Genomic DNA, 25,935 nt, shown 5'->3' with positions numbered 1-25,935 from the left:
ATTGGTTTCAATGCGTCCGAGCCTATCAGAAATTACTGATTCCCGTAATGCGATCCCTCTGATGACCGACAGGGTGGTCAATTCAGGTTGGCCCGCCAGTGGTTGATAGAAAAACTCGGAAATTCCGCGCTGAATCCGAGTATTTTAGTCGGAAAGGGTTGCAATAAATCAGGAATGCTGTAGCTGACAAAAACAGTAAGACAATTTCGGATCGGGAGTTACCGCATGAACACCAAGACATCCATTCTGGCGCTTATGGTCGCCGCAACGGCGACGACAGCAGCCGCCGAGGGTGAGCTGAACCTGTATTCCTCGCGCCACTATGACACGGATGAGCGTCTGTATTCCGACTTCACCGAGGCAACGGGCATCACGATCAACCGCATCGAAGGCAAGGCCGACGAGCTGATCGAGCGGATGAAAGCCGAAGGTGCGAACTCCCCTGCCGACATCCTGCTGACCGTGGACACATCGCGCCTCGAACGCGCCAAGGACGCAGGCGTTCTGCAATCCATCGAAAGCGACGTGCTCGAAGCCCGCGTACCGGCGTATATGCAGGACGAGGACAACCAGTGGTTTGGCTTCAGCCAACGTGCCCGCATCATCTTCTTCGACAAGACGGACGTGACCAACCCGCCGAAGTCCTATGTGGATCTCGCAGATCCGGCTTATGCTGGCAAGGTGTGCCACCGTTCGTCCTCGAACGTGTACTCGCAGACACTTCTGGCTTCGGTGATTGCCAATCACGGCGAAGAAGCCGCCAAGGGCTGGGCCAAAGGCGTCGTGGACAACTTTGCCCGCGACCCTCAGGGCGGCGACACCGATCAGCTGCGCGGCCTTGTGTCCGGTGAGTGCGACATCTCGATCTCGAACACGTACTACTTTGCCCGCGCCATCCGCAAAGACGTGGACGGCCTGCCTGCGGATGCCCGCGCCAATATCGGCTGGGTGTTCCCGGCACAAAACGCCGAAGGCGCGCATATGAACCTGTCCGGTGGCGGCGTGGCTGCAAACGCGCCGAACAAGGACAATGCGATCAAGTTCATGGAGTACCTCGCCAGTGATCAGGCGCAGCAGTATTTCTCCGCGGGCAATGACGAATATCCTGCCGTGCCCGGCGTCGGCATCAGCCCGTCGGTCGCAACGCTCGGCATGTTCAAGCCGGACGACCTGGACGCGACGACAATCGCAAACAACGTTCCCGCGGCACAGAAGATCTTTAACGAGGTCGGCTGGAAGTAAGCGAGAGCAGATTGATGCTCAAAGGCGCGGCACTGCCGCGCCTTTTTCTTTCCTACTATATTTGTCAGGATTGACTTATCCGACAAAAATGATCAAGTTATTTCCAGTGAGTCTCAGCCACCCCGATCCCGGGCAGCCCAGACACCCAGATCCAACTGGAGGTGAGACATGATCAGAAAACCACACGCCGAACGCGCACCGGCCCAAGGCAGCGACCGCGCGCAGCCCCTCGCAGCAGACACGTGTCGCAAGGAATTGTTGATGTCCGTCGCCGACGGGGACTGGGGCGTCTTGCCTTCTCTGGAACGGACCCTTGACCATCTGGACCTGAAATCATGAACGCCATGACACAAGTCCCCGCCCCCACAACTGTACCTGACACACCGCCCATCGACACATATGATGCGCGGGACCTGATCAAGGACGGCACGCAGGCGTCGATCATCCTAGATGGTCAGGTCTATTTCCTGCGCATCACGCGCGCTGGCAAACTGATCCTCACAAAATGACGCCAGATCATCACAAACGCGGCGGAGCAGCCGTGGCCGCTCTGAACCGGTTGGAGGCTTGGGAGGCCGCGCTGGTGCTCAACCTGCGGCTCTGGAGCGAGGGCCCGTCCGGGCAGCGGCACGTGCGTTCGGAATTCGACATCGCGCTTGGTCACGACGAAGCGGACCGCGCCTGGCAGGATTTCGACGGGTTGCTGCGCCGGATCATCGCCACGGCGTCGCGCCCGATGGTGCGCCATGATGTGGGCTGCAACTGCGTCGGCTCGGACGAATGCGTTTTCGCGCATCTGGTCCGGACCGCGTCGGACGGGCACCTGAACGATGCCGCACTGATTGCGACGCTCCTGGTCGGACCGGCCCACGCGGAACATGTGGCGATCCTCGCCGGGCACGTCGGGCAATGCGTCCGGCACATTCACAAGACCCACGGCGCGTTGCCGACCGAAGACACGCGCAAGGTCGTGCGTTTTCACTGACCAAAGGGGGCAGCAGCCCATGAAAACCAAGCCCAGCACAGCGATGTGGTGAGCAGATTGACCGCAATCCCCTTCGCCAAAGCGCTGCGGGCTGCAATGAACGCGCGGCTTGTCGGCAAGCCGAGGGATGCCGTTTCGGCAAGGCCATCGCGGATGATTGGGAAGGTTAGGTGAACGCCGTGTCCCTCGACGAAGGTTTCATCGACCACATCAGCGCATCGGATGGCGGAGCGACGGGCGAAAACGCATGCGCGGTTTTAAATGTCGTGGCCAACGACACCTTTACCCTGCTCGGCGAAACCGTGGACGTACCGGATATCATGCCTGAGCTACGCAAAGGCGCGGAGCATGACGCGGACGGTGACCGCAACGGGCACGATCTGACAGAAGCAACGGAGCTGCCGACAAGGAAGGTCGCCGCGGAATCTGGCTCCACCGCCGACCCGATGCCTGGGCGCGGCGGTGACAAAGGTGAGGCGCTGACCACCGGCGGCGTGAACGCGCCACTGGATCAGATCCATTCCATGGAACGCGCCAGGACCGTTCCGGCGGTGGACAGGATCAAATTTGCAGGCTCCGACATTCCCGGAGATCGTTTAGCCGCGTTTCAAATATCTTTGCCGGGGCGCTTCTTCCGTGTGGTGCCCCAACATATATCATTCTGGCGGGTGATACCTGCGTGCACCTCCACCTCTGGTGTGCGCACTCTGCATTCCTTCCCAGCAAGATGAAAATCAGCGAGGATCCATGGCCAAGACCCCAAGCCCCTGCATCGACGTGTGCAAATTCAAACGCGAAGGCCATTGCATCGGGTGTTCAATGACAAAGGCGCAAAAGTCGTTGTTCAAGGAGCTCAAGAAGGACAAGCACCGAGAGGCGTTTGTCGAGATGTTGGTGGGGCAGCAATCGCGGATGGGCAAATACAGCCACTGGGCCGCGCAGTACATGCGCAAATGCCTCAAGAAAAAGGTCAAGCCCATCGCCGCCGTGCGCGACGTGGCCTGACACCATCCGCGAAGGGGGTGCCCTGCGTACATGTGGCCCCAGGCGCTGCGACCAAGACGGCGTTTGAAACGCCGGATGCACGGTGCACCGGCTTCAACGTAAAAACCAGATGGCCATCGCCCGCGTGCCGTACCGACAATAGGTTCGAGGACGCACCGGTCTGTATGAACCGCATGGACCTACCACGCCTTCCGCAGCGACCTTGTCCTTGATCTGTTCGGAACGAAGATTCTCACGCCAGCCGCCACCGTGAGAGCAGGGTAGCTGGACCAGAATGGGAGGCATGGTCACCGTCCCGGCATGGGCTTCTGCCCAAGACCTGGCTGCCGGAACGGTGGCTGAGACTTCGGGAGGCTTCCAGTTGCGGGCGCGGCTCAGGCCAGATGGGACCGCAGGAACCACGCAAATTTTTCATGGGTCTGACCGCGCGCAATGCACAGATCTTCGGTCAGCGTATCGCCATGCTCTGCCGCCAGGGCACCGCAACCTGCAAGCGTCGCGGCCAGCGTTTCCTGCGCGACCTGCATCGCCTTGATCATTTCCTTGTCCGTGGCGTGGCCGTCATGCTCGTCAACCTTGGACCGCTTGATCATGCCGGCCAATGTGCCTTCGGCATGGGCATCCAGCGCCTTGATCCGTTCGGCCAGATCATCCTGCGCGACAAAGTGGTCTTCGTAGATCTTCTGGAACAGATCGTGCAGCGGGCCAAACGCCATGCCTGTCACGTTCCAGTGGAAATTCTGCGCCATCATCGTCGTGACAGCGGTTTCGGCAACCGATTGGTTCAATGCGTCCGCGATAGCGGTCTGCGCGTCCGTCGACAGCGCTGCAGCTGTTTGGGTCATCTCAAGCTTCCTCATGTTCGTGATCGCTGGCTGGCGCGCGGACGCGGCTGGCTTGCACTGCATAACTTAGGCAGGTCCTGAGGCAGGGCAAGAAGTTTTTAGAATAATTCTAATTCAGAGCAAAACACTCGGCAATTCGCCCCACAAGAAAGCGCACGAGCCGCTGATGTTCCCGGCGCACGCGCCGTTCCAGCAGGAAGGACACGCTGGCCCCATCATCCTGCACCAAGGAGCGGCCCAGTTGCAGCAACCACATCTCGTCAAAGGTCAGCTCGACCGACCCCGGCGCGTGCAACCGCGCAGGCTGTCCCAATGCTTCGGACAGGCACCGCATCAACGCTTCTGCATGTGCCTCGCGCGATGCGTCCCGCGAAACCTGCAACAAGGCGCAGGCCTCAAACAGATTGGCCCGCGGCTTGGTCCGGCAGGACATGGACTGGAACCGCAAATGGTTGAGATAACCTTTATCCGCTGCCGACAGAGACACGGGGCGTTCGGGGCGCATTTCACAGGGGAGTTTAAGTGGCACCATACCTCAGGTTTCTTTCCCTTGATCAGAAGGACTCACCTCGCCCCCTGATATTCCTGAGTATATTTATAAATTATAACTGGAATATCAACAACGGTGCTGACATCCGCCATCACGCTTTTGGCAACGTCGCAAGGTGCGATTGCCGATCTGGCCGATTTGCGTCGACCAGTCGTCGCCAGATCGCAAACGAAGCAGTACGGATCAGCCGCGCCATTGCGCCCACAATGGATGCTCCCAAACCAGCACCGTTCGAGGCCAACTCGGCCTGGGCGGCTTTCTGGTTGGGTCACCCGCGCGAAGGAGCGGACGGCAATCGCGCATACGTGGGGACCCGCATACCCGTCCTAGGCAGCGTCGTGCCCCAAGCGACGGAGGGCATCTGGCCACCCTGCCCGGCCCATGGCGGTCAGATCCAGGGTCTGTCCATCGCGGGCCATCCAGCCGAAGCGCAGTTCGACATGAGCAACACCGAATAAACGCCCACCTGGTCGGGCGGGAAATTGGCATCACAGCGCAAGCCGCTCTGGGCTCTGAACGGTCTTCGCTACGGTCCCGTGCATCCGAACCTGATGATCCGCGCGCGCCTTGCGCTGCAGAGGATTGGCCTCGCCGACGGTCGCCCAAAATTGCAGGCCGACGGAGCGAAATGGCGTAGGCCGCCGCTCTGGGGCATCGGGCTGAGCGAAAGGTCAGCGGGCACGCCCATTTCTTGCGTGACCGATGCGCGCGCAACATGCTGGAGGTGGTGCTGTGACATGGCAAGATCCGCAGCCACCCGTTCAGAGGGCGGGACAAACTGCCGCGCATCTGACGACGGATATGTGCAGCCTAGGCGCGGCGCCAGACGGCGGCGGCTTTGCCACGTACCGGCTGGGCCAAGTGGGCTGGCACACTGTTCGCGCCCTCGTAAATGCGAACACCCGCGCGCTCACATTCGACAACCACCTTGTCTCTCTGGCTCGACCCGCACCATGGCAGACCCATTGTGTTACATCGCGATGAACCACTTCGCCGGGCACGCGGCCGCGTTCGAGACCCTCTGGCTTGGTTGCGACAGCCACCTCAAACCCATGGGCAGCATTGGACGATAGAAGGCGCTATGCCTCGCACATTGACTGGGCATCCGAAGTGGCCTTGCGCGCTTGAACCCTTACCGCAGCGCCCACAGGCACGCTGCCAAACTCTGTCAAGCAACCCGCAACGCGAAAGATTTTCGGTCACTCGGGAAGTCAGCACCGACCGACCCACCAACGCTCAGTTCACGTAGTAGGGCGACCCATAGCCGGCATACGCGCCATAGGCGGACTGTTTCATGCCGCGTTGGCTGATCTGGCTCAGGACGAGGCCGGTCACCCGCTGCCCCGAGGTGCCAAACAGGCGCAGGCTCTCTTCGACCTGGGCCTGTCCTGTCTTGTCCCACTGGACCGTGAACACCACGGCGTCCGCCACCTCCGCGATGATGCGTGCGTCTGGCACGACGAGGATCGGGGGCGTGTCGATGATAATGACGTCATAGGCGTCACGCGCATCGCGGATCAGGGAGGCAAACCGGTCGGATGAGAACACGTCCGCCGCGTTTTTCCCCGTCGCCTCGCCACAGAGCACATCCGCATCGAAACCTGCCGTCCGAAACACGGCCTCTTGCAGCGTCATCGCGCCGTCGAGCACCGAAACGATCCCGTGATGCGGGACATGATCGAAATGGCGGTGCAAGGCCCTGCGCCGGATGTCGCCTTCGATGAACAGAACCCTTTTGCCGAGGCCGAGGTAGTTTTGCGCCAGCGCCAGTGCGTTCGTGGTCTTGCCCTCGCCCGGGACGGACGAGGTCACGGCAATCACCTGCGGTGGCGTATCCACATGCGACAGCATGAGTGACGTGCGCATATTGCGATATGCTTCCGCCGCGGCTGATGTGGGTTTGTCGGCCAGATACCGGAGCGCCCTGCGCCGCGCGCCGCGCGGCAGCACCGGAATTTGGCCCAGAACGGTTTGGCCAGTGGCCTGCTCCAACGCCCGGGCCGTCTGGAACCCGGTCTTGCGCGCCGCGCGCAAGAGCACAAGCGCCACACCGGCCAACAGGCCGATCATCCCCGCCATGCCAAGGATCAGGGACGTCCGCGGCGCGGACGGACGCAAGGGGACCATCGCCTGCGCCAGGATGCGGCTGTCGGCCTGTTGAATGCCCTGCTGCGCCGAGGTCTCCTTGAACCGGGTCAGAAAGTATTCGTACAGGTCCCGCGTGGCCTCCGCTTCGCGCGTCAGTTGCTGCAATGTGATCATGTCCACGCCCTGCTGGTACAGATCGGCGGCCATCTTGACCTCTGTGCTACGCAGCGCGGCAAGCTGCTGTTCTGCCCGGTTGACCAATCCCGCTTGCGGCTGCGCCTGTGCACGGAGCGCATCGCGCGCCTCTTCGGCCACATCGATCCGCGCGCGCAGTTCCTTGATATCGCTTTCGAGCGCCACAACCCCGTCCCGGGACACAAGGTCCGTTGACGCGGAAAACACGGCGACCTTTGCCTCAGCCTCCTGCAAGCTGTCCTGCAATTCGCGCACCCGGCCGGCCAGCCAATCGGTGGCCTGCTCGGTTGCATCGAATTTCACCTCAACCTGATTGCGCACGTACTGTGCCACGATCGCATCCGCGATCCGGGCGGATTTGTAGGCATCCTGCGTCTCTGCCGTGACCTCGAACACCAGGCTGAGCGGCACGTTGCGCACTGTCACCGCGCTCACCAGTTTTGAGGTCACCGCATCCCGCACCCGTTGCGCGGCGACATTTTCCGGCAGGATCACTGGCGTCTCCGTTCTGCCGATCAGGGCAGCGATCTGTGCCTGTATCCGGTCAACTGGTCCGGGCACCCGCAGGGCTGTGTTGAACTCCGGATCATTCACGAGGTTCAGCTGATCCACCACAGCGCCCATCAGGCCACGTGCGCGCAGCACTTCGGCTTCGGAATTGACCTCGGACGTTTCACCGGAGAGCCCGCCGACCACACTTTGCAAATCGACAATCTGTTCCTGATTGGTCTCCAGAATGACCACGGCTGTTGCGCGGTAAGTCGGTGTGACCACCACCTGCGCGTAATATCCACCGGCCGCCACCGCCAGCGCCATCACCAGCGCAATCAGCCATTTGCCCTGCCACACGGTTGCCAGCAGTCGGCCGAAATCAATCACATCCTCTTCGACCGCCTGCCCCAGTGGAGCATCGGCCGGTACAACCTTTGAGGATGATTGCATGTTCAAACCGGCAATCCTGTCGCTGCGAAAAGGTCCATTTTTAGGCGTGCCCGAACCGTGAAATATACACGTATTCCGGGCGGTTATTAACCTTTTACGTGTATATCACACCGATTTACTCAATGCACGGTTTATTCCTGCCCACACTTCGTGTTGTCAAACCGCATGATTCCGCCCGCGGGGATCAAGGCACATCGCACCGACCCGACCCTGTCCGGTCGCACACGGCGTTTGGCCACGTAGGGCCGAAAAAATCCCCATCGTGCGCGCACGATGGGGACATCCAATTCCGTTCCAGTGACCGCGAAGGGACCGGCGGCCCGGTCCTACTCCGCCGCCCAGCCCGACACCGCCTTGACCTCGAGGAAATCCTCGATGCCCCAGACACCGCCTTCGCGACCGTTGCCGGATTGCTTCATCCCGCCAAAGGGTGAGCCCGCGGCACGGGATGTGCCGTTCATCTCCACCATGCCAGAGCGCAGCGCCTGCGCCATCCGGTTGAGCCGCGCGCCGTCCTGCGTCTGGACATAGTTGGTGAGGCCATACACCGTGTCATTGGCAATCGCGATCGCCTCTTCTTCGGTGTCGAAGGGCAGGATGGACAGGACTGGGCCAAAGATTTCCTCGCGCGCGATGGTCATGTCGTTGTTCACATCGGCAAAGACCGTCGGGCGCACGTAATAGCCCTTGTTGAAGCCTTCAGGACGCCCGGTGCCACCGGCCACGAGCCGTGCGCCTTCGTCTATGCCCGTCTGGATCAGGTCCTGGATCTTGGTCCACTGCACCTCGTTCACCACGGGGCCGATATGGCGGCCATCATCGCTCGCGGGACCAACGGACACCTTGGCCGCGACGGCAGCGGCCTCTTCGACGGCGGCGTCATAGCGGCTGCGCTGCACCAGCATGCGGGACGGCGCATTACAGCTTTGGCCGGTGTTGTTCATCATGTGCAGGACACCGCGTTTGACCGCCTTTTCGTCCGCGTCCTCAAAGATCACGTTGGCGCCCTTGCCGCCCAGCTCCAGATGCACGCGTTTCAGCGTATCGGCCGCGTTCTTGGAAATCAGACGCCCCGCACGGGACGACCCGGTAAAGCTGACCATGTCCACATCCGGATGCCCGGACAGCACCGTGCCCACACCGGGCCCATCACCGTTGACGAGGTTGAAGACCCCCGCAGGGAAGCCCGCCTCGTCCATCATTTCGGCAAAGATCATCGCGTTGAGCGGCGATTCCTCCGACGGTTTCAGCACCATGGTGCAGCCCGCAATCGCCGCCGCGCCCACTTTGAGCGTGACCTGGTTCATGGGCCAGTTCCACGGTGTGATCAGCGCGGCAACACCCACCGGTTCGTGGATGATCCGGTCCGACGGAGCGTGATCGCCCAAGGGCCGGATGAAATCGAACGCCTTGGCATCGCGCACAAAATTCTTGAGGTGCCACGTGCCCGCGCCCACCTGTTGGCTGCGGGACATGTCGATGGGGGCGCCCATCTCAGATGACATGGCCTGTGCCATGTCTTCTGCGCGGGTCTCATAGACCTCGATCAGCTTTTCCACCAGCGCGATGCGCTCCGTAGGATCAGTGCTCATCCACGCTGGAAATGCGGCCTTAGCTGCCGCAACCGCAGCCTCCGCATCCGCAGTCCCGCCCAGCGAAATCACCGCGCAGGGATCTTCGGTCGAAGGGTCAAACACGTGATGATCGGTGCCAGCGATCGGATCGACCCACTGGCCATTGATGTAGAATGCGCGTTTCTCAAGCATGGTGGCTCTCCTGACCTGATGCGTTGGCCCGAGACTGGCGGGTGCACAAGAGGGATGCAAGTATGGTCCGCGTCGCTTACATGTAGGGCAGCGACAATATTCCTGACGGAGGACACCATGGGTTTGCGCATCAACGACACTATCCCCGACCTGACGGTCACGACCGATCACGGCACCTTTTCGTTGCATGACTGGATCGGCGACAGCTGGGCCATCCTGTTTTCGCACCCCAAGGATTTCACGCCCGTTTGCACAACGGAATTCGGCGCTGTGGCACAGCTCGCCGATGAATGGGCCGCGCGCGGCACCAAGGTGATCGGCGTGTCGGTGGACGGCGTCGAGGACCACAAGAAGTGGAAAGGCGACATCGAAAAGGTCGCGGGCGCGCCCGCCGGGTTCCCGATCATCGCCGATGACGGGTTGGAGGTCTCCAAAGCCTTCGACATGCTGCCCGCCGAAGCATATTTGCCCGATGGCCGTACGCCTGCGGACAGTGCCACGGTGCGGTCGGTGTTCATCATCGGACCCGACAAGCAGCTGAAACTGTCGATGACCTACCCGATGACGGTGGGCCGCAACTTTGCCGAAGTCGTGCGCGCGCTCGACGGGTTGCAGATGTCGTCCAAGGGCGTCGCCACGCCCGCCAACTGGGTTCCGGGCGAAGACGTGATCATCCCGCCGACCGTATCCAATGAAGACGCCAAGGCGAAATTTGGTGAGTTCGAAACCGTCCTGCCCTATCTGCGCAAGACCAAGGCGCCGACCTAGCCGCGCAGCTTGCGGATGATCTGACGCAAGGAGCGTCCCCCCTTGGCTTCGGGGGGCGCATCCTCGATCATCTCCAGATAGCGGGCCCAGTCATGGCGGCCCGCAATCGCACCCTCTGCCACGGCACAGAACAGATCCACCGTGTTCACGTGCCGCGCCTGATAGAGGTGGAAAAACTCCATATCGCCGTAAAACGTGCCGGTGCCGTACACGCCGCGATCCGCCAGCGCCCAGATCGGGCGCAGCGCAAAGGACGGATAGGTCAGCGCCACCTCGACGCCGCGCGCTTCGGCGATGTCAGTCATGATCTGCGCCACGTCTCCGGTGTCGTAGGGAAAAAGTGACGGCGCGCCAAAGTCGCGCCACACATCGCGGCGAAACGCCATGAACATCGGCGCGGCAAAGATCTTGTCCGGGCTTTTGTCATTGGTGGTCTGGGCCAGACCGGCAATCGCGCCCCGCTCTGCCGCGGCGACCAGTCCGGCATAGGCATCATGCGACAGGGGAAACGCGTCAATGTCCGCGATCACGACAATGTCGTCTAGGCTGTCATCCGCCAACAGCGCGTCGATCCAACCGGCATGCTTGGCCTTGTCATCGCGCCACTGCCTCAGCGGCACGTCGAAATGCGCAAACACACGGCGTTGCGCCTCAAGCATCGCAGGTTCGATGTTGTAGCGGTAGAAGCTATGGACCGTGGGACGGGATGGCACTGGCGGACCCTTCAGGTGTCAGGACGATGGCGTGCCTTGTGCCGCATTGCACGCAGCCTGTCACCCCAGTTCCGCTTCATGCGCCGCCAGCGGTACAGGCGCGACCGACCGTCCGTTCCCCGCGCGCCTTTTGCCGGATCAATCTGGCTGGTGGCACCCGTCGTGAGGAACACAGGCGGCGCCACAGTCAGGCCCATGTCCGTCTGTGTCAGCCAACGGCGCGTGGCGTGATCCCACGGACAGTCGATCCGCTTATGCTGAGCCAGAAACGCCTGCGCCCCGGCGCGCGTCCACAAAAGCGCCGTGGCGAGCATTGGAAAGTAGTGGCCACGCAGGACGTCGATGGTCGTGCTATCCACTTCGAGCGTGACGACATGGGTGGTGATCTTTTGCCGTTTGGCCCCGAGGTTGGCCACGTACCAATCATCGCGGCGCGCCTTTTGCCACTGCACGATCCCGCGCACGACGGCCAACGCGCCCGCGTCCGGGTCCATGTCATCCTCGAGGATCAGGCCATATGCTGCACCGCCTTCCACGAACCTCTTTAACGCCCGCAGATGGCTTTGAAAAGCACCCACTTCGCCGCCGTTCAGGGCACGTCCGAAATAGCGTTGTGCCGCATCAGGGTCATAGTCCGGCACGCTTTCTGGCGGGGTTTGCCGTCCGTCGACACCGGGAATGCGGATGAAATCAGTGCCTTGCGCGGCCATCGCCGTCTGCGCAGCGGCAAGGCGGGCGGGACTGGTATCGAGGTTGATGAGGTAAACGGCGAGTTCGGTCATCACAGCCTCATGGTTTGGTCAGGGCGGCCAATGCCGCCCCGACCCTGTGCACGCCGGGACTTACCCTTCGGCGGCCTCTTCTTTCTTGATCTCTTCGCCGGTTTCCTGATCGACGACTTTCATCGACAGACGCACCTTGCCGCGATCGTCAAAGCCCAAGAGCTTGACTTTGACCTCCTGGCCTTCCTTCAGGACATCCGAAGGATGGTTCAGGCGGCGGTTTTCGATCTGGGACACGTGGACCAGACCGTCGCGCTTGCCAAAGAAGTTCACGAACGCGCCGAAATCCACGATCTTGACCACGGTGCCGGTGTAGATCGCGCCCTCTTCTGGCTCGGCCACGATGGCGTGGATCATCTCGTAGGCTTTCTTGATCGAGTCGCCGTTGGGCGATGCAATCTTGACCACGCCGTCGTCGTTAATGTCGACCTTGGCGCCCGACACTTCGACGATCTCGCGGATGACCTTGCCGCCCGACCCGATCACTTCGCGGATCTTGTCGGTGGGCACGTTCATCGTCTCGATGCGCGGTGCGTGGACCGAGAATTCCTGCGCGCCGGAGATGGATTTCGCCATCTCGCCCAGGATGTGCATCCGGCCGTCTTTCGCCTGTGCGAGGGCTTTTTCCATGATCTCGGGCGTGATGCCTGCGATCTTGATGTCCATCTGGAGCGAGGTGATGCCGTTTTCGGTGCCTGCCACTTTGAAGTCCATGTCGCCCAGGTGGTCTTCATCACCCAGGATGTCGGACAGGATGGCATAGCTGCCGTCTTCTTCGAGGATCAGGCCCATGGCCACACCGGCCACGGCCGATTTCAGCGGCACGCCCGCGTCCATCATCGACAGCGAGCCGCCACAGACCGACGCCATGGAGCTGGAGCCGTTGGATTCGGTGATTTCCGACACAACGCGCACGGTATAGGGGAAATCGGTGGGCGCAGGCAGCACGGCCTGAAGCGCGCGCCATGCCAGTTTGCCGTGACCAATCTCACGCCGTCCGGGAGGGCCCACGCGCCCCGCTTCGCCGACCGAATAGGGCGGGAAGTTGTAGTGCAGCAGGAAGTTGGATTTGAAGTTGCCGTGCAGGGCGTCGATGAACTGTTCGTCGTCGCCGGTGCCCAGCGTGGTCACGACCAGACCCTGCGTTTCACCACGGGTGAACAGCGCCGAACCGTGCGTCCGCGGCAGGAAGCCGTTCTGGCACACGATGTCACGGATTTCATCCGTTTTACGACCGTCGATGCGGGTGCCGGTTTTGACGACGTCACCGCGCAGGATGGACGCCTCAAGCTTCTTCATCGCAGAGCCAAGATTGGCATCTTCGGCCTGCTCTTCGGTCAGCGCCTCGAGGATCGCGGTGCGGGCAGCGGCAACCGCTGCGGTGCGCTCCTGCTTGTCACCGATGGCGAATGCGGCGCGCATCTGCTCTTCACCGGCGGCTTTCACAGCGGCATAAAGGTCAGAGTAATCAGGTGCTTGGTAGTCGAACGGCTCTTTGGCCGCTTCTTCGGCGAGGCTGATGATCAGGTCGATCACCGGCTGGATCTGCTCATGGGCAAAGTTCACCGCACCCAGCATTTCCGCTTCGGTCAGCTCATAGGCTTCCGACTCCACCATCATCACGGCGTCTTTGGTGCCGGCAACAACCAGATCGAGGCGTTGCTCGGGGTTCAGGCGCAGGTCCTGCATGTCGTCGACCGTGGGGTTCAGGATGTATTCGCCATCCTCGAAACCGACGCGCGCACCGGCGATGGGGCCCATGAAAGGCGCGCCCGAAATGGTCAGCGCGGCAGAGGCCGCGATCATCGCGACGATGTCGGGGTCGTTGACCAGATCGTGCGACAAAACCGTACACATAACAAGGACTTCGTTCTTGAAGCCGGGCACGAACAGGGGCCGGATCGGACGGTCGATCAGGCGGGCGGTCAGGGTCTCTTTCTCGGTGGGCCGTGCCTCACGCTTGAAGAAGCCGCCGGGGATCTTGCCCGCGGCGTAGTATTTTTCCTGGTAGTGGACGGTCAGCGGAAAGAAGTCCTGACCGGGTTTCGGCTGTTTTGCGAACGTCACGTTCGCCATGACGCTGGTTTCGCCCAGCGTGGCAATCACGGAGCCGTCAGCCTGACGGGCAACCTTGCCGGTTTCGAGTGTGAGCGTCTCTTCGCCCCACTCCATCGATTTTTTCACTTCGTTGAACATCTAGGTTTCCTAAGTTGGCCGCTTGGCCATTTGCGTAGGGGGCGTATTCCCCCTGACCCCGGTATCTTCTTTTGACACCATCCAATTTCTTTGGCGCTGAGGTCCGGGCGCCTTGCTTCAGATAGCGCGCGCATACAGTGTTTTCGGTGGAATTGAAAGCGTGCTCACTGCCGCGCTAGCGCCATGGTTTACGGGGCGGGCTGGCAAAGGCGATGGGGGCGTCGGGGAACAGGTCATCGGTGGAGGCGCCGGGATCGGCGCTGCCCCATTTTGTCATCCATTTCATCGGCTTGGCCAGCTGTCCGCCCGGCGACCACTCAAAATAGCCAAGCGCACCGGGTGCGGGTATCGGCGCGCATGGCTCTGGCGCGGCGAGGGTCAGGCCCGCCTTACCGCCGAACCACTCGCTGTCGCTTTCGGTGATGATGCCAGTCACCTCGACCGTGCCAATGATCGCGCCGCGCGGCAGATCGGCGGGATGCGGACAGCGCACGCCATGCTTGTCCAGACGCCAGTGGAGATAGCGAAACTCATCCTCCTTCAGACCCGTCGCGGCGTGGATGCAGATCCGTCCCAGCCCCATGCGCCCGGCGCGGATTGATCCCATGGTACGGTTCTCGATGGGCTTGTGCCCCGCGATGATGGCCCATGCCGAGGGCTGGCGGACGGAGAGGGCAAGGCGGGGGAGATCAGGCATGCCCTGACAGATAGAGGCGGCGGCGCGCGGGTCCAACGCACCGTACGCGCAACAGCCGTGAAACGGCGCAAGAGGTGGCGGGTGGGATGGCGCGTTTACCTTTGTGAAACAGGGGTTTGGCCCCTGTCACACCCCGTACACACCCTGTGCACAACCTGTGCACAGCGCGGCATACACATGGCCCCGAAGGTCACCGTTAACGGGGCGTTCGGTCGGAAATGCGAATGAAAGATGAATGCGCGGCGCAGCGCTTAACGCTTCTTCCCGGGTGTCTTGAAGGTGGCGTAGTCCACCACCAGCCCGATTTGGGACAGGCAGAAGATCACGACGATCACCGGCATGGCGATGGTTTCAAAGAGGACCCAGACCCGTTCGGATTGCGTGCGCCAGACCAGCTCATTCGCGGCGGCGGCGAGCAGGCACAGAGCGATCACACGTTTGGTCAGGATCATCCAGCCCTTCGGCTTGAGGGGGATCATATCCTCGAGAATATAGCCGAGCCACGATTGCCCCCGCAAAAGACCCACCCAGAGGATGAGACCGAGGGTGAGATAGATCACGGTCGGCTTCATCTTGAACACCGTGGGATCGTTGAGCCACACGGTCAGCCCCCCGAACACCACAACAAGGATGGCCGTCGCGATCTGAATGCGTGCCACGCGCCCCGTCAGCCACCAGAGCGCGCCCGTGACGATCACAAAAACCGGGGTGAAGATCGCAATCACCGCGACGAGGCCGGAATATTCGGCCCCGCCCATCACAAAAACCCGGTCGCGCAGCAGCAGGTAGGCGACCACAAACCCGATGATCGGGCCGAATTCCAACGCGGCATGGACCCCGGCGGGCAGTGTTCTGTGCGACATGGTGTGCGACCTGATGATCATGAAACGCGGGTGCGTCGGGATATAGCGCCAAGCGCCCGGATTGCCCTAGCGCGATTCCCTTTCAAGACCGTTTCGGGTGGCGGGAAGCGGATGCAAAAAAGGCCGCGCTTGGAAAAGCACGGCCCTGGCTTTTCTGCGGTATGCGCGTGTTAGCGGCGCAGGCCCAGACGTTTGATGAGGTCGGTGTACCGCGCCTCGTCCTTTGCCTTGAGATAGTCGAGCAGCTTGCGGCGCTGTGCGACCATCTTGAGCAAACCACGACGGCCGTGGTTGTCTTTCTTGTGGGTCTTGAAGTGCTCTGTCAGCGTGGCAATGCGCGAGCTGAGAATGGCAACCTGTACTTCGGGCGAACCGGTGTCGCCTTCTTTGGTGCCGTAGTCCTTCATGACTTGTGCTTTGGCTTCAGCAGTGATCGACATCAGGATCTCCTTATCCGTTAGAGTTCAAAGACGCCGCCGGCCGGGATGTCGTCCAGCACGGGGCCATGGGTCCCGACCGGGTCGGGATGCGCGCGTATAGAAGGGAATCGTCAGGAGTGCAAAGGAAAATCCGCGTGCCTTTGGATCAAGCAGCGAGCCCCGTGGACGTGGCCATGCTGAGCGGCATGACGATGATCGCGTCGGGATCGACGGTTGCACCGCCAAGGACGTTTGCGACAGCAACGCCGTTCATCAGAACCTGTGTCGTGCCGGGATTGTCCGGGTCGGTCTGGACGGTGATGTCAGGCGCGTCATCCGCGTCGTCATAGACCAGCAGGATGTTGTCCTGTTCGGCGTCGAAATCCATGATGCTGGCGGCGGAGCCTTCGGTGATCCAGTCGCCCAAGACGATGGTGTCCGCATCGTCGCCCGCCGTCACGATATCGAGGTTGCCTGCGGTGGTGGCGTCATCCTCGACCCCGTTCACGACGTCATTGCCCCAACCGCCAAAGAGGTTGTCGGTGCCCGCGCCACCGTGCAGCGTGTCATCATCGAGCCCGCCCTGCACAACGTCATCCCCGTCATCGCCATCCAGCACATCGTTGCCCGCAGAGCCTTGCAGCGCGTCCTCGCCATCGCCGCCGTTCAGGGTGTCGTCGGAATTGTGACCGAAGAGGGCATCGGTGCCTGCGCCGCCATTGAGCACGTCATCGCCGTCCTCACCGTGCATCGTGTCATCGCCGTCCAGACCAATGAGGACGTCATCTCCGCCGCCGCCAAAGAAGGTCTCGGACGTGCCGCTGCCGATCAGGTTATCGTCGCTGTCGGTGCCGATGAACACGTCCGTCACGGGGGGCAAGTCGGTTTCGTCGCCGATCTCCAGCACGGTGTCGAGGATGCCGGAGAAGGCGCCGAGATCGGTGACGGTGTCTGTCACGGTTTCCACGGTGTCGGTCGCGGTTTCCACCGTATCGGTCACGGTTTCGGATACATCATCGAGGGTATCGGTTACGGTGTCTTCCACCTCTTCACCAAGGGTGTTGGACACCGTGTCGTCCACTTCATCATGGATCGTGTCCGTCACATCCGTGATACCAACGGTGTCTGCAGCGTCCGTGACGACCGTTTCGCCCTCTTCCGTTACGGACCCGAGCAGGTCTGCGACCGCATTTTCCTCTGAGTTGTCAGTGATGTCGCCGCTTTCTTCTGTTGCCGGTTCAGTCTGCGCTGTATCCGCGGGCGCATTGTCAGGCGGGGTGGTATCAGCGGGCGGCTCAAAGTCGGGAATATCGGGGGTCGCGGGATCAACGAGGCCCTGTTCCGACAGCGCGGGCTGGAATGGGCCCGGTGGGATCGTGCCGGATTTCGCGGGTTCCGTTTCCGCCACGGACAATCCTTCGGGATCTGCGGCGCCATCTGACGGTTCATCTTGGCTGCCGTCGTCGGGCGTACTCTGTTCGGATTGGAACAATGAGACCGACAGCGGCGCAGTGGCACCCCCCTCTGCGTCGTCGTTGCCGGTGGGTGCGGTGCCGTCATCGGCGTCCGCGTCATCCTTGGTTGTGCCCATCTCCAGCACGCCAACCGTGCCCGCCGCGAGCAACCCCATCAATCCTGCAAGCCAAAGCATCGTTAACCATTCCCACGTAAAACCAAACCACCACCGCGGAATTTACGGGACAAGCAGGAACAAACGCAAAACAAATCCGCTCAATTGGTTAACACAGGGTCAAATGGTTAACGCGCGGCAAGACTATTCACGCCACGGCTCGGGCTGTTGCGCATAGGCGATATAGAGGGGGTGGCGGGGGTGGCCGTCCTTGCTCAGCCCCAGGTGAAAGAGCGGTTTGCCGCTTTGGCAGAGCAGGTCGTGGACAACCGCGCCGCGCCCGAGATGCGCGCCATGGGTGCCCCAGCCTGCCACGACATCATCCGCCCACCCGGCCCGTTCGACAATCGCCGCGTCATTGCCCGGCCCCACCGGGTCCGCGGCGGCGCGCATTGCCTTGGGGTCGGTGTCGCGCCAGGCAAAGATGTTGGTCACCGCAAAGCTGCCATAGCCCAATGTGCGGGCCCGGCGTTCGCAGCGTTCGACCGTGGGGTCATTCTGGACCTCGGTTGCGGTCGAGGGGTTGAGCATCACGAAATTCACCCGCCGCCCGCTTGGGTCCCACACCCGCGTCAGGCTGTAGCGGTAGCGTTCGCAGGGGGAATAGATGGCGGTGGAGGGCGCGTCGCCCTTGGTGTGGGTGCGGGTAATCATGCCGCTGTCATGCCAGCGGGCACGCGCAACGGCAAGAGCCGCCCCGGGGAGGACGGGACGGCTCTGGGGCAGTGATGGGGGTTACTCGGCCGGGACGGCCACCACGTCACGGCGCAGGGTCAGCACGGCGCCCTTGGCCTCCATGATGCCGGCGGCGATCAGGGCATAGACGATGTGCCCCCACAACGCGACCCATGTGATGCCGGTCCAGCCGAGGAAGGGTTTGTTGCCGGTCACCAGATGCGCCATGACATACAGAGCGAAGACCCACAGGGCGACGCCGTAGGCAATGGCTGTGACCGACCAATGCAGGCGCGGCATGACGGCCTGCTGGATCGGGCGGGCGATGGCAAAGTAACCAACCGCGTAGAACACCAGCCCGGTCAGAGCGTGCAGCAGGTAGGCGGCACCCGACGGGTTCGCGCCAAAGATCGCCTTGATCGAGGCACCGGCGAGGCCCACGGGTGCCAGTTTGGCATAGCCCAGAAGCGGGCTGAGGGCCTGACCGAAGACGTCAAAGGCGATGGTGGCAAAGGCGCCGGCGGTCAATACGATGCCTGCGGTTTGAAGCGGTGTGCGGGTCATGATCTGTCTCTCCGATTGGATGTCTGTTTGTCGTGATGCAACAGATTTGGACCAATCAGTTCCTAATTGATAGCCCGCTCACGCAGCGCTGATCAGAACGGGCGGTTCTGTAACACTTTGACCCTGTGCGGGCGGACAAACATCGCTGCCAGACCCGAAATGTTACAGGTTGAAGACCCGCGCCGGGTGCAGTTCCCCGGCCTTGTAACGGCCAACGGCCACCGGCACCCCGTCGAGCGACGCCCACGCCTCGTCCCCGTATTCCACATCGCTGGCCATCACCATGCCGGGATTGCCGTTGCGCAGGCGCACGGCACCTTCGGGGGTTGCGCGCAGCTCTGGCAGTTCGGCGAGACCTTCGGCAACGGGGCGGATGTGGGCATCAAGGTCGGGCGTCTGGGCCAGCGCCTCGATCTGGTCAAAGCTCAGGCCATCGGACGCCTCGAACGGACCGGACCAGATGCGGCGCAGTCGCAGCACGTGGCCATGACACCCAAGGGCCGCGCCGAGCTCGCGCGCAATGGACCGGACATAGCCGCCCTTGCCGCAGACCATCTCAAGCTCGACATGATCGGCGTCGGGGCGGTCCGTCATGACCAGTTCATCGACCCAGAGGGGACGCGCGGCAATCTCCACATCCTCGCCATCGCGGGCCAGTTTATAGGCACGCTGGCCGTCGATCTTGACGGCGGAAAACTTGGGCGGGACCTGCTGGATGTCGCCGACAAAGCCGCCAAGCGCGTCCTTGATCTCCTGATCCGAGGGGCGCGCGTCCGACTGCGCGATCACCTCGCCCTCGGCATCATCGGTGTTGGTCGCCTGCCCCAGCCGCACGACAAAGCGGTACGCCTTGAGCGCGTCGGTGACGTAAGGCACGGTCTTGGTCGCCTCGCCCAGGGCCACGGCCAGCACTCCGGTCGCCTCTGGATCTAGAGTGCCCGCGTGCCCGGCCTTTTTCGCCTGCAACGCCCAGCGGACCTTGTTCACCACCGCCGTGGAGGTCAGGCCCGCAGGCTTGTCCACCACCAACCAACCGGAGATATCGCGTCCTTTGCGGGAACGGCCCATGCCTTGCCTACCTGTTCTTGCGTGAATGCGCCGCCGGGTATCGCGGGCCGGGCGGCCTTGTCAATCGGCGTCAATCGGCGGGCGTGACCGTGCCGACAATGGGCCCGAGGGAAAAGCCGAAATCGCTGCGGTTCAGGTCCGGCGCATAGAGGCGCGAGATGTTGCCATCCAGAAACAGCGCATTGGGCAGCCCGAGGTGGTCGCGAAAGAGCGTACCGAATTCATGAAAGGTCACAGCGGTGTTGGAGATGGCAAACACGGCGCGCGTGCCATCCGCCGTGGTGCCGACCCCGTTGCGCACAAAGCGCGAGGTGCTGTCGGGCAGAAACCGGGGGTGCAGCGCGCCGTCGATCACCAACATGGGACCGGATTGCGTGGCGTGCGTGCAATCGGGTGCCTCATTCACATAGCGCAGGGTTTCGATCACATCGGCCCTTCCTGCGCGCAGGCACAGGATGCCGTTGGGCAGCAGGCCAAAGTTGCCGGGGCCCGCATTCGGGATCACCCGCATCACCTCCTTGCCCTCCTCGACATAGAGGCCCACGGGCGCACGGTCGTCGTGATACATGCCCGCGTTCATCGCAAAGCCCAGCTGCTTGCCCTCGGCCCTGAGCGCGCGGTCCACGGCGCTGAACTGACCCAGGGGATCGCCCGCGTCGTCATAGAGAAACAGGCGCAACTCTTCGGTGGCAGGCAGGACGGTACAGACGGTATAGCCGTTGCCCGCAAAGCGGACGTTCTCGCAGGTGGCGGAGAGCGCGGGCGCGGCCCACAGCAGGAAAAGCGCGGTGAGCGCGCGCATCAGTCCTGCGTGTCCCGGCGCACCGCATCCTGCGCGAACATGCGGCGGGTGTCGTCCATGCGGTCAAACGTCTCGTCCAGTTGGAACCGCAGGTCTGGCGCGAATTTCAGCGCCAGCTTCTTGGACACGGCCCGGCGCAACTCGCCCTTGTTGCGGGCCAGCAGCTTGAGCACTTCGTCCTGCCCGTCCCCGCCCAAGGGCAGCACATAGGCGGTGGCGATCTTGAGGTCGGGCGAGGTGCGCACTTCGCCCACGGTGATGGACATGCGGTTGAGGTCGGGGTCGTGCACGTCACCGCGCGCCAGCACTTCGGCCAGCGTCCGGCGGATCAATTCGCCAACGCGCAGCTGTCGCTGAGAGGGCCCCGGCCCGTCATGAAACTTGTTCTTTGCCATCGCCCCCATCTAAGCGGTTGCCTGCCCTTTGCCAAGCGGCGCGGCACACGGTAGGACAGCGGAACATTGCCAAGGGGAAGATGGACATGGCGGACGGGATCGGGATCGTGGTGGCGGGCGCATCGGGCCGCATGGGTCAAATGCTGATCGAAACGATCGCGGCAAGCGATGCGGCGCATCTGGCCGGTGTGCTGGAGCGGCCCGGACATGCGTGGATCGGGCAGGATCTGGGCACGGTGACGGGTGGTCAGCCGACGGGCGTGATGGTCTATGACGATCCGCTGGAGCCGATGGCGAACGCGCAGGCCCTGATTGATTTCACCGCGCCGGAGGCGACCATCGCGCTCAGCCATGTGGCGGCACAGGCGCGTGCGGTGCACGTGATCGGCACAACCGGCATGACGGATGATCAGATCGCCGCACTTGAACCGGCATCCCGGCATTGCGCCATCGTGCGGGCGGGCAACATGAGCCTTGGCGTGAACCTGCTCACCCAGCTGACCCGCCGGGTGGCGGCGGCGCTGGATGAGGATTTCGATATCGAAGTGATCGAGGCGCACCACCATCACAAGGTCGACGCCCCGTCGGGCACCGCCCTCATGCTGGGTGAGGCCGCAGCCCAAGGGCGCGGTGTCGATCTGCGCGATGTGCGGGATTCGGGTCGGGACGGGATCACCGGGGCGCGCAAACGCGGCGACATCGGCTTTACCGCCATTCGCGGGGGCGACATCGTGGGCGAGCATGACGTGCTTTTCGCCGCGCCGGGCGAACGTATCGTGTTGCGGCATATGGCGACGGACCGGGGCATCTTTGCACGCGGCGCGCTGAAGGCCGCGTTGTGGGGTCAGGGCAAGGCGCCTGGCGAATATGACATGGTCGACGTGTTGGGCTTGCGCGATTAACCGCCGATTAACCGGTCATGAAATGTCCACTTTTTCACCCCGGCGGTGAACCAATCGGCGTGTAGGAGCGTATCTGTAATCAGTACCCTGTTGCCATGAGGTTTCTCACATGCGCCTGTTCGTTGCCACTGTTGCCGCCGCTTTTGCCCTGTCCACGCCTGCCCTGGCCGACCTGAAGAAGGTCGAGAGCCAGCAGGAATTCGTGACATTGATCAAGGACAAGACGCTGACACGCCCCCTGATCAAGATCCAGGTGACGCCCGATGGCCGCATCGAAGGCCGTGGCGCACGGTGGGATGTTGAGGGCTCGTGGTCGTGGCAAAACGGCTATTTCTGCCGCGACCTCTTCTGGGGCGGCGACGCGCTTGGCTACAATTGTCAGGAAGTGAAGGCGACGCAGGACGGTCGGATCAAGTTCACATCGGACCGCGGCGCGGGTGATTCCGCGATGTTCCGCCTGCGCTAAGCCACGCCGCGGTCAGAAATCGACCGCGATCCCCTTTTTCTCCCAATCGCCATAGCGCACGGGTTCCGGCCCGTCGCGCCCGCCAAGTTCGGGGGGCAGCTCCAGCGCCTTGGCCGCCTTGCGCCGCTCTTCGGCCTCGGCCAGCGCGCGTTGGGCCGCGGGCGGCAGGTCTTTGGGCAGATCGGGGTTTTCGCGTGTCATACCGCTTGATATACGGCGCGCCTTAGCCTCGGCAAGTGGGGCGTATTCCAACAAAGGCCAGCCATGACAGACCCCAAAGGCAAGCAGGGCATCCCCGCACGGCGCAGCGCGATCTACCTGCTGGATCAGATCATCGGCGAAGGCAAGCTGATGGCGGAGCTGCTGGGGGCGGGCACGCTGGACCGTCTGGACCCTTCCGACCGCGCCCGTGCGCAACGGCTGGCCAATGAAACATTGCGGGGGCTCGAACGGGCGGACCGGCTCTTGCACAAGAACCTGCAGAAGTACCCGGATCTGACCGTGCGCAACGCGTTGCGCATCGGCACGGTCGAGCTGGCGCAGGGGGCGGCCGCGCACGGTGTGGTCAATGACATGGTCAACATCATTGCCGGGCACAAACGCTATGGGCACCTCAAGGGGTTGGTGAATGCGGTGCTGCGGAAAATGGCGCGCACCGCGCCCGAGGACTGGGGCACGCTGCGGGTGCCACGTATGCCCAAATGGCTGCGCGGTCCGCTGGTCGAGGCATGGGGCAGCGCGGGCCTGGCCGCGATGGAGCGCGCCCATTTCGCGGGCGCGCCGCTGGACCTGACCGCCAAGGGGGATGCCGATGCGGTTGCCGCCCAGGTGGGCGGTACGGTCCTGCCCACAGGGTCAATCCGGCTGGCCGATCCGGGGCAGGTGACCACCCTGCCCGGTTTCAACGCGGGCGATTGGTGGGTGCAGGACGCCGCCGCCGCGATGCCTGCGCGCATCCTCGATGCACAACCGGGCGAAGCGGTTCTCGACATGTGCGCGGCACCGGGGGGCAAGACATTGCAGCTGGCCACGACCGGCGCGCAGGTCACGGCGCTCGATATATCGGACGGGCGGATGGAGCGGGTGCGGCAAAACCTGATCCGCACCAAGCTGACGGCCGAGGCTGTCGTGGGCGATGCGCTCACCGCGACGGGCGCGTATGACGCGATCCTGCTGGATGCGCCCTGTTCCGCGACCGGCACGATGCGGCGTCACCCCGACCTGCCCCACGCCAAGGACGGGTCGGATTTCGCAACCCTGATGGGATTGCAGGCCCAGATGATCGACCGGGCGCTGCGCCTGCTGAAACCCGGCGGACGGCTGGTGTTTTGCACCTGTTCGCTGTTGCCCGATGAGGGCGAGGTGCAGGTGGACGAGGCACTGGACCGGCACAAGGGGCTGCGCGTGGACCGCAGCGCGCTGGACCGGCCCGGTATTGATCCGGCATGGATCACCGAAGAAGGCGGGCTGCGCCTGCGGCCAGACCATTGGTCCGATATGGGTGGCATGGACGGGTTTTATATCGCGATGCTGCGCAAGGACGGCTGAGAACGCGTGACTTGATCCGGTCCGCACGGTAGAGTGCCGCCAAAGCGCCAGAAGAGACGCATTGAGGCAATATCGATGTCCACCCGCACCGGGTTCACCGCCCGCAAAGCCAGGTTTCTGAACCGTTGGCACGCCCGTCGCGCGACAAAGGCGCGGGCCGCGACTGCATTCGTGTCCGCGCCAGAGCCGCGCACCATCGGCAGCTTTGCCAAGGGGCGGCAGTTGGTGGCGGGCAATTACCTGTTTGCGGGGTCGTTGATCGAGGCACAGGGCACCATCGTCTGGGATGTGCCCGCCCCCGACAGCGCTTATCAAAACGCGATCCACGGCTTTGCGTGGCTGGATGATCTGGCAGCGGTGGGCGACGTGTCCACGCGGGATCTGGCTCAGGACTGGCTTTGGGGCTGGATCGACCGGTACGGGCGCGGCAGCGGGCCGGGCTGGACACCCGATCTGACCGGGCGGCGCTTGATCCGGTGGATCAACCACGCGCTGTTTGTACTGCGCAGTCAGGAACAGGCACCGTCAGACGCCTTTTTCCTGTCGCTGGCGCAGCAGACGCAGTTCCTGTCGAAACGCTGGCACGCGGCGGCCCCCGGCCTGCCCCGGTTCGAGGCGTTGACCGGGTTGATCTATGCCGGGCTTGCACTGGATGGGTTGCAGGACCTCGCCGCCCCCGCGATCAGCGCGTTGGGTCAGGAATGCGCGCAGCAGATTGACGAACAGGGCGGATTGCCGACCCGCAACCCCGAGGAATTGCTGGACGTCTTTACGCTGCTGACATGGGCCGCCGCAGCACTGGACGAAAGCGGCACACCCGTGCCCGACGCACACCGGGCCGCGGTCGAGCGGATCGCCCCCACCTTGCGCACCTTGCGCCATTCCGACGGCAGCCTTGCGCGGTTTCACGGCGGGGGACGGGGGCAGGAAGGGTGGCTGGACCACGCGCTGGCCGCCTCCGGGATCAAGACCAGCGCGCCTGACGGCCTGTCCATGGGGTTTGCGCGGCTGAGTGCGGGGCGCACGTCGGTGATCGTCGACGCCGCCGCCCCGCCCCGACCGGAGGCAAGCCACAATGCCCACGCCTCGACGCTTGCGTTCGAGCTGACCTCTGGCAGGCGACCGCTGATCGTGAATTGCGGATCGGGGGCGAGTTTCGGCGCCGACTGGCGACGGGCCGGGCGGGCGACGCCGTCGCATTCGACGCTGTGCCTTGACGGCTATTCCAGCGCGCGGTTGGGCGACGCGGAAAAGCGCACCGCGCGCGAGATTCTGATGGATGCGCCGGTCCACGTGCCGATCGAGGTCAGCCATGCGCCCGATGGTTTGCGGTTTCAGGGCGGCCATGACGGATACCTCAGGACCCACGGTCTGACCCACGCGCGCCAGATCGAGATGACCTTTGACGGGCGGGGCCTGGCCGGTGAAGACATGCTGCTCGCAATGGAGGACAGCGAAAAGCGTGTGTTCGACAAGGTAATGGATGCGCGCAAGCTGGCGGGCATCCCCTTTGACATCCGGTTTCACCTGCATCCGGAGGTCGATGCGGAAATCGACCTGGGCGGGGCGGCGGTGTCCATGGCGCTCAAGAGCGGTGAAATCTGGGTGTTCCGGCATGACGGGACGCAATCGCTGGACCTTCAAGCGAGCGTTTTTCTGGAAAGGGGCCGGCTGAAACCGCGCGGGGCGTTGCAGATTGTCCTGTCGGGGCGGGCGCTGAACTATGCCACGCGGGTGCGGTGGTCCTTGTCCAAGGCGCAGGAAACTGCCATTGGCATCCGCGACCTTGCCCGCGAAGAACCGGGCACCATGCCCGAAGACTAGGACAG

The 25,935-nt window shown here is 63.0% G+C and carries 29 protein-coding genes and 1 pseudogene; 13 read left to right on the top strand and 17 right to left on the bottom strand.

The features are described from left to right. Positions 1–225 precede the first annotated feature (225 nt). From ACERHN_RS12140 to ACERHN_RS12115, 6 genes are all read left to right on the top strand, one after another. Positions 226–1,242 (top strand): extracellular solute-binding protein, encoded by a 1,017-nt coding sequence (locus tag ACERHN_RS12140; protein WP_415919288.1) that lies wholly within the window; start codon positions 226–228, stop codon positions 1,240–1,242. A gap of 168 nt (positions 1,243–1,410) precedes the next feature. Beyond that, entirely contained in the window at positions 1,411–1,581 is a 171-nt protein-coding gene (locus tag ACERHN_RS12135; protein ID WP_415919287.1) for a hypothetical protein, read from the top strand. After that, the gene (hemP, locus tag ACERHN_RS12130) at positions 1,578–1,751 is read left to right on the top strand and encodes a hemin uptake protein HemP (RefSeq protein ID WP_415919286.1); all 174 of its coding nucleotides are present in this window, start codon (positions 1,578–1,580) and stop codon (positions 1,749–1,751) included. Before ACERHN_RS12135 ends, hemP begins: the two co-directional genes overlap by 4 nt. Continuing rightward, positions 1,748–2,227 (top strand): hypothetical protein, encoded by a 480-nt coding sequence (locus ACERHN_RS12125; protein WP_415919285.1) that lies wholly within the window; start codon positions 1,748–1,750, stop codon positions 2,225–2,227. The genes hemP and ACERHN_RS12125 overlap by 4 nt, the downstream gene beginning before the upstream one ends. Before the next feature lie 179 nt (positions 2,228–2,406). Beyond that, positions 2,407–2,958 carry a hypothetical protein gene (locus ACERHN_RS12120; RefSeq protein WP_415919284.1) on the top strand — a complete coding sequence of 184 codons (552 nt, stop codon included), beginning with the start codon at positions 2,407–2,409 and terminating at the stop codon, positions 2,956–2,958. Positions 2,959–2,974: 16 nt separating this feature from the next. Then, positions 2,975–3,232: a DUF1289 domain-containing protein gene (locus ACERHN_RS12115; RefSeq protein WP_415919283.1), complete on the top strand. Its 258-nt coding sequence runs from the start codon at positions 2,975–2,977 to the stop codon at positions 3,230–3,232. A 374-nt stretch (positions 3,233–3,606) separates the two neighbouring features. Here the strand turns inward: ACERHN_RS12115 and ACERHN_RS12110 are convergent, their stop codons facing one another. Together ACERHN_RS12110 and ACERHN_RS12105 are read right to left on the bottom strand one after the other, a co-directional pair. Beyond that, on the bottom strand, positions 3,607–4,077 hold the full coding sequence (locus ACERHN_RS12110) for a Dps family protein (RefSeq protein ID WP_415919282.1): 471 nt from the start codon (positions 4,075–4,077) through the stop codon (positions 3,607–3,609). A 109-nt stretch (positions 4,078–4,186) separates the two neighbouring features. Further along, complete coding sequence (locus ACERHN_RS12105; RefSeq protein ID WP_415919281.1) at positions 4,187–4,564, bottom strand: hypothetical protein; 378 nt, start codon at positions 4,562–4,564, stop codon at positions 4,187–4,189. A gap of 269 nt (positions 4,565–4,833) precedes the next feature. On the opposite strand from ACERHN_RS12105, the gene ACERHN_RS12100 reads away from it, so the two are divergent. Together ACERHN_RS12100 and ACERHN_RS12095 are read left to right on the top strand one after the other, a co-directional pair. Then, positions 4,834–5,085, top strand: a complete 252-nt coding sequence (locus ACERHN_RS12100; RefSeq protein WP_415919280.1) for a hypothetical protein — start codon at positions 4,834–4,836, stop codon at positions 5,083–5,085. Positions 5,086–5,211: 126 nt separating this feature from the next. Next, positions 5,212–5,360 (top strand): annotated as a pseudogene (locus tag ACERHN_RS12095) (di-heme oxidoredictase family protein); the annotation flags it as partial. Positions 5,361–5,863: 503 nt separating this feature from the next. Here ACERHN_RS12095 and ACERHN_RS12090 read toward each other — a convergent pair. After that, positions 5,864–7,852 carry a polysaccharide biosynthesis tyrosine autokinase gene (locus ACERHN_RS12090; protein ID WP_415919279.1) on the bottom strand — a complete coding sequence of 663 codons (1,989 nt, stop codon included), beginning with the start codon at positions 7,850–7,852 and terminating at the stop codon, positions 5,864–5,866. Between the two features lie 326 nt (positions 7,853–8,178). Continuing rightward, positions 8,179–9,618: an aldehyde dehydrogenase family protein gene (locus ACERHN_RS12085; protein WP_415919278.1), complete on the bottom strand. Its 1,440-nt coding sequence runs from the start codon at positions 9,616–9,618 to the stop codon at positions 8,179–8,181. A gap of 117 nt (positions 9,619–9,735) precedes the next feature. Between ACERHN_RS12085 and ACERHN_RS12080 the strand changes: the two genes are divergently transcribed. After that, positions 9,736–10,386, top strand: a complete 651-nt coding sequence (locus tag ACERHN_RS12080; protein WP_415919277.1) for a peroxiredoxin — start codon at positions 9,736–9,738, stop codon at positions 10,384–10,386. Here ACERHN_RS12080 and ACERHN_RS12075 read toward each other — a convergent pair. The 12 genes from ACERHN_RS12075 to rbfA form a co-directional block, all read right to left on the bottom strand. After that, positions 10,383–11,099, bottom strand: a complete 717-nt coding sequence (locus tag ACERHN_RS12075; protein WP_415919276.1) for a hypothetical protein — start codon at positions 11,097–11,099, stop codon at positions 10,383–10,385. The two genes, ACERHN_RS12080 and ACERHN_RS12075, sit on opposite strands and share 4 nt — an antisense overlap. An 11-nt stretch (positions 11,100–11,110) precedes the next feature. Further along, entirely contained in the window at positions 11,111–11,881 is a 771-nt protein-coding gene (locus tag ACERHN_RS12070; RefSeq protein ID WP_415919275.1) for a glycosyltransferase family 25 protein, read from the bottom strand. A 60-nt stretch (positions 11,882–11,941) separates the two neighbouring features. Continuing rightward, complete coding sequence (gene pnp, locus ACERHN_RS12065; protein ID WP_415919274.1) at positions 11,942–14,077, bottom strand: polyribonucleotide nucleotidyltransferase; 2,136 nt, start codon at positions 14,075–14,077, stop codon at positions 11,942–11,944. 175 nt (positions 14,078–14,252) lie between these two features. Then, the gene (locus tag ACERHN_RS12060) at positions 14,253–14,774 is read right to left on the bottom strand and encodes a hypothetical protein (RefSeq protein ID WP_415919273.1); all 522 of its coding nucleotides are present in this window, start codon (positions 14,772–14,774) and stop codon (positions 14,253–14,255) included. A 251-nt stretch (positions 14,775–15,025) separates the two neighbouring features. After that, entirely contained in the window at positions 15,026–15,637 is a 612-nt protein-coding gene (locus ACERHN_RS12055) for an inner membrane-spanning protein YciB (RefSeq protein WP_415919272.1), read from the bottom strand. Between the two features lie 170 nt (positions 15,638–15,807). Beyond that, the gene (gene rpsO / locus ACERHN_RS12050; protein ID WP_299683783.1) at positions 15,808–16,077 is read right to left on the bottom strand and encodes a 30S ribosomal protein S15; all 270 of its coding nucleotides are present in this window, start codon (positions 16,075–16,077) and stop codon (positions 15,808–15,810) included. 145 nt (positions 16,078–16,222) lie between these two features. Further along, complete coding sequence (locus ACERHN_RS12045; protein WP_415919271.1) at positions 16,223–17,707, bottom strand: calcium-binding protein; 1,485 nt, start codon at positions 17,705–17,707, stop codon at positions 16,223–16,225. 123 nt (positions 17,708–17,830) lie between these two features. After that, complete coding sequence (locus ACERHN_RS12040; RefSeq protein ID WP_415919270.1) at positions 17,831–18,340, bottom strand: DUF1643 domain-containing protein; 510 nt, start codon at positions 18,338–18,340, stop codon at positions 17,831–17,833. Between the two features lie 81 nt (positions 18,341–18,421). Continuing rightward, complete coding sequence (locus tag ACERHN_RS12035; RefSeq protein ID WP_415919269.1) at positions 18,422–18,925, bottom strand: hypothetical protein; 504 nt, start codon at positions 18,923–18,925, stop codon at positions 18,422–18,424. Positions 18,926–19,087: 162 nt separating this feature from the next. Next, a complete protein-coding gene (gene truB / locus ACERHN_RS12030; RefSeq protein WP_415919268.1) occupies positions 19,088–19,993 on the bottom strand; it encodes a tRNA pseudouridine(55) synthase TruB in 906 nt (301 codons plus the stop codon). Between the two features lie 70 nt (positions 19,994–20,063). Beyond that, positions 20,064–20,795: a phosphodiester glycosidase family protein gene (locus ACERHN_RS12025; protein WP_415919267.1), complete on the bottom strand. Its 732-nt coding sequence runs from the start codon at positions 20,793–20,795 to the stop codon at positions 20,064–20,066. Continuing rightward, entirely contained in the window at positions 20,795–21,190 is a 396-nt protein-coding gene (rbfA, locus tag ACERHN_RS12020; RefSeq protein ID WP_415919266.1) for a 30S ribosome-binding factor RbfA, read from the bottom strand. Before rbfA ends, ACERHN_RS12025 begins: the two co-directional genes overlap by 1 nt. An 86-nt stretch (positions 21,191–21,276) precedes the next feature. On the opposite strand from rbfA, the gene dapB reads away from it, so the two are divergent. Both dapB and ACERHN_RS12010 read left to right on the top strand, forming a co-directional pair. Beyond that, entirely contained in the window at positions 21,277–22,092 is an 816-nt protein-coding gene (gene dapB / locus ACERHN_RS12015) for a 4-hydroxy-tetrahydrodipicolinate reductase (RefSeq protein WP_415919265.1), read from the top strand. Positions 22,093–22,201: 109 nt separating this feature from the next. Next, positions 22,202–22,558, top strand: coding sequence for a dihydrodipicolinate reductase (locus tag ACERHN_RS12010; RefSeq protein WP_415919264.1), 357 nt, complete (start codon positions 22,202–22,204; stop codon positions 22,556–22,558). 12 nt (positions 22,559–22,570) lie between these two features. Here ACERHN_RS12010 and ACERHN_RS12005 read toward each other — a convergent pair whose 3' ends face one another. Then, complete coding sequence (locus ACERHN_RS12005) at positions 22,571–22,759, bottom strand: DUF1674 domain-containing protein (RefSeq protein ID WP_415919263.1); 189 nt, start codon at positions 22,757–22,759, stop codon at positions 22,571–22,573. 63 nt (positions 22,760–22,822) lie between these two features. Between ACERHN_RS12005 and ACERHN_RS12000 the strand changes: the two genes are divergently transcribed. Both ACERHN_RS12000 and ACERHN_RS11995 read left to right on the top strand, forming a co-directional pair. Next, on the top strand, positions 22,823–24,106 hold the full coding sequence (locus tag ACERHN_RS12000; RefSeq protein ID WP_415919262.1) for an RsmB/NOP family class I SAM-dependent RNA methyltransferase: 1,284 nt from the start codon (positions 22,823–22,825) through the stop codon (positions 24,104–24,106). Between the two features lie 75 nt (positions 24,107–24,181). Then, entirely contained in the window at positions 24,182–25,930 is a 1,749-nt protein-coding gene (locus tag ACERHN_RS11995) for a heparinase II/III family protein (protein ID WP_415919261.1), read from the top strand. Positions 25,931–25,935: the final 5 nt, after the last annotated feature.

The sequence above is a fragment of the Tateyamaria rhodophyticola genome (assembly GCF_047777875.1).
GTDB lineage: Bacteria > Pseudomonadota > Alphaproteobacteria > Rhodobacterales > Rhodobacteraceae > Tateyamaria.
The sequence above is the reverse complement of the archived record's forward strand: the minus strand, read 5'-3'. Positions and strand labels throughout refer to the sequence as shown.